1 protein-coding gene is annotated in these 1,598 nt (G+C 67.3%); it reads right to left on the minus strand.

Features of this window, described 5'->3' with window-relative positions:
- On the minus strand, positions 1-1,573 hold a 1,573-nt coding region (locus tag AB4Z09_RS29040; protein ID WP_442241387.1), incomplete at its 3' end, for an amino acid adenylation domain-containing protein.
- Positions 1,574-1,598 lie beyond the last annotated feature (25 nt).

Below are 1,598 nucleotides of genomic sequence, written 5' to 3' on the forward strand. Positions count from 1 at the left end.
CGGTGCCCGGTACTCTCCGGTACTCTGCTCGGCCCRCAGCAAAATCCGGCGCCGGCAAAGCCGCACGATCAAGCTTGCCATTCGGCGTCAGCGGCACGGCCTCGACCACCACCACCGCCGCCGGAACCATGTGCGGAGCCAACCGCTCCCCCGCAAACGCAAGAACCTCACGCACATCCAGATCCACACCCACCCCGGGCACCACATACCCGACCAACCGATCACCGGCACCATCGTCCCCACGCACCACCGCCACCGCACGCGCCACCCCCACACACGCCGACAGAACCGACTCGACCTCACCCAACTCCACCCGGAAACCACGAACCTTCACCTGCAGATCCGCGCGACCGACGTAATCGAGCGTCAGACCCCCACCGGGCAACCGCAACCACCGCACCAGATCCCCCGTCCGATACATCCGCCGACCCGAACCCTCGAACGGATCCGCAACGAACCGCGCCGCCGTCAATCCCGCCCGGTTTCGATAACCACGCGCCAGAGCCGAACCCGCCAGATACAACTCCCCGACCACCCCCACCGGCACCGGCCGCAACCAACCGTCGAGCACACACTCCCCGACACCCCGAATCGGACCACCGATCGTCACCCCACCCGCAACCGTCATGCACACACTGGCATTCGACTGGATCGTCGCCTCCGCCGGACCGTAAGTGTTGAACATCCGCCGACCGGCCGCCCACCGCGCCACCAACTCCGGCGGACACCGCTCACCACCGACCACAACGGTCCCGAGATCGTCGAGCCCCACCGGATCCACCGTCCCCAACAGCGTCGGCGTCAACGCAGCATGAGTCACCCTCTCCCGCCGCAGAATCCCCGCCAAATCGGCACCACCGACCACCGCCGGCGACACCACCACCAACCGCCCACCGAACCCGAACGCCCACAACTGCTCGAGCACCGCCGCGTCGAAACTCGGCGACGCAACATGCAACACCCGCGCACCCGGACCCAACCCGAACCGAACCCCCTGCTCCGCCAACAGATTCGCCAACCCCCGATGCGTCACCACCACACCCTTCGGCACCCCCGTCGACCCCGACGTATAAATCACATACGCCGCATGATCGATACCCAGGCACGCCGTCCGCTCCCCGTCACTCACCGGCCCAGACGACAACCCCGCCAACTCCACCTCGACCACCGGATCATCGAGCACCACCCACCCCACCGACCCAGGCAACCGATCTCGCCACTCAGCCACCGTAACCCCAACCACCACAGCAGAATCCGACAACATGCGCCCAATCCGACCAGCCGGATACAACGGATCCACCGGCACGAAAGCCGCCCCCGACTTCGCCACCGCCCACACCGCCGACACCGACTCGAACGACCGCGCCACCGCCACCGCCACACACGACTCCGGACCCACACCCCGACCGATCAACAACCGCGCCAACCGACTCGACCGCTCATCCAACTCCCCATACGTCCACCCCCGACCCCCACACACCACCGCAACCGCACCCGGATCCCGAACCACCCACGCCGACAACAACTCCACCAACACCCGCCCCGACACCCCCGACCCACCCGACACCGGCACCAACTCCCCACACTCAGCCCGGGAA

Source organism: Rhodococcus sp. TAF43, from assembly GCF_052113525.1.
Taxonomy (GTDB): Bacteria; Actinomycetota; Actinomycetes; order Mycobacteriales; family Mycobacteriaceae; genus Prescottella.